Consider the following 4,280-nt stretch of genomic DNA (forward strand, 5'->3'; position numbering starts at 1 on the left):
ACGCGCTGTCGCTGATGACCGCGCCGCGCCGCCCCGCGTACTACCTGGGCGCCGGCGAGAAGGACCGGGAAATCCTCACCAACTCGCACCTGCGCGTGCTCGCGCTGGCCGGCGTCATGATGCAGGCGCTGCTGCGCAATCCGCTCGCCGACCCGTACGTGCTCGGCATCTCGGCCGGCGCGTCGGTCGGCGCGCTGTTCGCGCTCCTGATGATGTGCGCGGCGGCCACCGTGGACGGCGCGGCGATGGCCGGCGCGGTGACGATCGCCCTGCTGCTCTACCTGCTCGCGCGGCGCGACATGCGTAGCGGGGTTGCGGTGGAAGGCGGCACGTCGATGCTGCTGCTGACGGGCACGATCATGCAGGCGGCCAGCATGGCGCTCGTCACGCTGATGCTGTCGATCGCGCCGGAAGGGCGCCTGCGCAGCATGGTGTTCTGGATGATCGGCGACCTGGCCGGCGCGCCGCTGCGCATCCTGCCCTGGATCGTGCTGGCCGCGGCGCTCGTGTACGCGCTGCGCAACGCGCGGGCGATGAACATGCTCGCGCTGCACGCGGAAGCCGCCGCCACGCTGGGTGTGCGCGTGGGCGCCGTGCGCAAGGGCCTGTTTTTCGTATCGGCCGTGCTGACGGCGAGCGCGGTGACGAGCGCCGGCGCCATCGGTTTCGTCGGTCTGATCGTGCCGCACGCGTGCCGCTTCGCGTTCGGCCCGGACCACCGCGTGCTCATCCCGGCCGCCGTGCTGGGCGGCGGCAGCCTGCTCGTGCTGTGCGATACGGTCGCGCGCACGGTCGTCGCACCGACCCAGCTGCCAGTCGGCGCCATCACGGCGCTGATCGGCGCGCCCGTCTTCCTGTATCAACTGCACCGCATGCACAAATGACGATCGCGACCCGACAACTGGAATTGCGCGCCGGCGATCGCGTACTCGTGCACGGCCTGGACTGGGTCGTGCGCGCCGGCGAATGCTGGTCCATCATCGGCCGCAACGGCGCCGGCAAGAGCACCCTGCTGCGCACCGTGGCCGGCCTGCGCGCGCCCGATGCCGGCACCGTCGCGCTGCACGACCGTCCGCTGTCCGCCTGGCCGCTGGAAGCGCTGGCACATGAACGCGCGTACCTGCCGCAGTCGCGCAGCGACGCGTTCGCGTACAGCGTGATGGAAACCGTGCTGTCCGCGCGCCATCCTTACCACGCCAACCATTACTGGGAACAGAGCGACGACCACCACGCGGCCGTGAACGCGCTCGTGGCGATGGAAGTCGACCACCTCGCCACGCGCGACGTGCGCACGCTGTCCGGCGGCGAGCGCCAGCGCGTGGCCATTGCCGCGCTGCTCGCGCAGGACACGCCGCTGCTGCTACTGGACGAGCCGGCGAACGCGCTCGACCTGGCGCACCAGGTGCGCACGATGTCGCTGCTGTCGCGCCTGTGCCGGCAAAGCGGCAAGACCATCGTGATGATCGGCCACGACCTGAACCTGGCACACAGTATTTCCACCCACGCCCTGCTGCTGATGGGCGACGGCCGCTGGCATGCCGGCACCGTCGACGACGCACTGCAGGCACCGCTGCTGAGCAGCTTTCTCGGCCACCCGATCGACGCAATCGAGAACAAGGGCCGTCGTATTTTCATTCCCCTGGAGGCCCCTCATGACTGAAATGACCCCTGAACAAACCGCGGAACTGAACGAGCGCCACCGCGCGCGCATGGAGCGCAAGAAGGCCGTCATCGACGCCAAGATCGCCGCGGCCGACAAGAAGATCGGCATCATCATCGTCAACACCGGCAACGGCAAGGGCAAGAGCTCGAGCGCGTTCGGCATGGTCGCGCGCGCGCTGGGCCACGGCATGAAGGTCGGCGTCGTCCAGTTCATCAAGGGCGCGATGTCCACCGGCGAAGAGATGTTCCTGCGCCGCTTCCCCGACGACGTCAGCTTCCACGCGATGGGCGAAGGCTATACGTGGGAGACGCAGAACCGCGAGCGCGACATCGCCAAGGCCGAGGAAGCCTGGGAGCAGGCGCGCCGCTTCCTGGCCGATCCCGCCTGCGGCCTCGTCGTGCTGGACGAATTGAACATCGCGCTGAAGTATCGCTACCTGGACGTGCACACGGTGATCGCCGACCTGCTCGACCGCCCGGAGATGCAGCACGTCGTCGTGACGGGCCGCGCCGCGCCGCCGGAACTCATCGCCATCGCGGACACCGTGACCGAAATGAACGTCGTCAAGCACGCCTTCAAGGCGGGCATCGCGGCGCAGGCCGGGACGGAGTGGTGATGGCCTCCGGCGCCCGCATGCTGCTGGTCGCGGCCATCGCGTCCGGCCAGGGCAAGACGACGGTCACGGCCGCGCTCGCGCGGCGCCTGCGCCGCATGGGCCAGCGCGTGCACGTCTTCAAATGCGGGCCCGACTTCATCGACCCGATGGTCCTCGAACACGCGAGCCGCGCGAAGGTCCACACGCTCGACCTGTGGATGGTCGGGCTGGAGCAGAGCCGCCGGCGCCTGGCGCGCGCCGCGCGCGACGCGGACGTCGTATTGGTGGAAGGCGTGATGGGCCTGTACGACGGCGATCCGTCCGCCGCCGACCTCGCGCGCGCATTCGATCTGCCCGTGCTGGCCGTGATCGATGCGTCGGCAATGGCGCAGACGGCCGGCGCGGTCGTCATGGGCCTGCGCGACTACGGGCCCGTGCGGATGGCCGGCGTCGTCGCCAACCGCGTCGCGAGCGAAGGTCATGCACGCATGGTCGCGGCGTCGCTGCGCGACATCCCGCTGCTCGCGACCCTGCCGAAGCAGGCGCGCCGGCTGCCGGAACGCCATCTCGGCCTCGTCGTGCCGGGCGAAGTCGCCGACATCGACGCCATCCTCGACGAACTGGCCGACCAGTTGCAGCTGGACGAGGCGCAGTGGAATGCGCTGGCGCCGCAGCTCCCGGACGAAGCCTTGCCGGAAGAACCGGTCGCGCCGCTGCTGTCCGGGCTCACGGTGGCGATCGCGCGCGACGCCGCGTTCTGCTTCCTGTACCCGGCCAACGTCGACACGCTGGAAGCGCTGGGCGCGCGCGTCACGTGGTTCTCGCCGCTGGCGGACGAACCGGTGCCCGAGGATGCCGACGCCGTCTACCTGCCGGGTGGCTACCCGGAACTGCACGGCGAAGCGCTGGCGCAGGCCGGGCGCTGGCGCGAATCGATCCGCGCGGCGCATGCGGCCGGCCTGACTATCCTCGCGGAATGCGGCGGCATGATGGTGCTGGCCGAGTCGCTCGTAGACAAGGAGGGCCGCGACTGGCCGATGGCCGGCCTGCTGCCGGGCCGCGTGCTGATGCAGCCGCGTTTGGCCGGACTGGGATCGCAGGGACTCGCGACGAACGCCGGGCAGATGCGCGGCCACACCTTCCACTATTCGCGCCTGGAGACGCCGCTTGCGCCAGCCGCGTGGACGGTCAAGCATCCGTCCGGCACGCAGGGCGAGGCCGTCTACCGCGTCGGGTCGCTGACGGCGTCGTACTTCCACGCGTTCTTTGCCTCCAACCCGGCCGCCGTCGCGAGCCTGTTGCAGGGAGAGCTGGAATGAGCCGCACCCTTCTCCTCGGCGGCGCGCGGTCCGGCAAGAGCGGACTGGCCGAGCGGCTCGCGCGCGAGTCCGGCAAGGACGTCGTGTATGTCGCGACGTCGTATGCGGGCGATACGGAGATGTCGGCGCGGATCGACCATCATCGCGCGCGCCGGCCGGCGGAGTGGAAAACAGTGGAAGAGCCGACGGCGCTCGCGGCCACGTTGCGAATCCTGTGTGCGCCGGAGCGCATCGTGCTCGTCGACTGCCTGACGTTGTGGCTCACGAACCTGATGTTCTCCACGCGGCAGGAATTTCCCGAGGTCGGCCCCATCGACCTGCCGCCGCTGTTCGTTGACGAACGCGCCGCGCTGCTCGACTGGCTGGACGCGACACCCGCCGGCGACGTCGTCTTCGTATCGAACGAAACCGGCATGGGCATCGTGCCCTACGGCGCCGTCTCGCGCGCGTTCGTGGACGAAGCGGGCCGCCTGAACCAGGACGTCGCGGCGCGCTGTGACCGCGTGCTGTTCGTCGCGGCCGGCCTGCCGCTCGTGCTGAAGGGCGCGCCATGCTGAGCGGACTGGCGCCCACGACGCTTGCGCTGGCGCTCGTCGCCGGCGTTCTGCTCGACCTGTTGCTGGGCGAGGCGCGGCGCGTTCGTCAACGAACAGCGGCGGCAGGTCGATGGGGCCGACCTCGGGAAATTCCTGCCGCGTGGAGA

5 protein-coding genes are annotated in these 4,280 nt (G+C 70.1%); all 5 read left to right on the plus strand.

Annotated features, from left to right (window positions below):
• Window positions 1-884 (plus strand): FecCD family ABC transporter permease (locus tag ACEN88_RS25540; protein ID WP_413344171.1); only part of this gene is annotated, 884 nt, incomplete at its 5' end.
• The gene (locus ACEN88_RS25545) at window positions 881-1,660 is read left to right on the plus strand and encodes an ABC transporter ATP-binding protein (protein ID WP_413344173.1); all 780 of its coding nucleotides are present in this window, start codon (window positions 881-883) and stop codon (window positions 1,658-1,660) included. The genes ACEN88_RS25540 and ACEN88_RS25545, both read left to right, overlap by 4 nt.
• Window positions 1,653-2,279, plus strand: coding sequence for a cob(I)yrinic acid a,c-diamide adenosyltransferase (cobO, locus tag ACEN88_RS25550; RefSeq protein ID WP_413344175.1), 627 nt, complete (start codon window positions 1,653-1,655; stop codon window positions 2,277-2,279). Before ACEN88_RS25545 ends, cobO begins: the two co-directional genes overlap by 8 nt.
• The gene (locus ACEN88_RS25555; RefSeq protein WP_413344177.1) at window positions 2,279-3,577 is read left to right on the plus strand and encodes a cobyrinate a,c-diamide synthase; all 1,299 of its coding nucleotides are present in this window, start codon (window positions 2,279-2,281) and stop codon (window positions 3,575-3,577) included. The genes cobO and ACEN88_RS25555 overlap by 1 nt, the downstream gene beginning before the upstream one ends.
• On the plus strand, window positions 3,574-4,134 hold the full coding sequence (gene cobU / locus ACEN88_RS25560; RefSeq protein WP_413344179.1) for a bifunctional adenosylcobinamide kinase/adenosylcobinamide-phosphate guanylyltransferase: 561 nt from the start codon (window positions 3,574-3,576) through the stop codon (window positions 4,132-4,134). Before ACEN88_RS25555 ends, cobU begins: the two co-directional genes overlap by 4 nt.
• The last annotated feature ends 146 nt before the right edge of the window (window positions 4,135-4,280 follow it).

This window comes from Massilia sp. CT11-108 (assembly GCF_047302915.1).
Lineage (GTDB): Bacteria > Pseudomonadota > Gammaproteobacteria > Burkholderiales > Burkholderiaceae_D > Telluria > Telluria orientalis.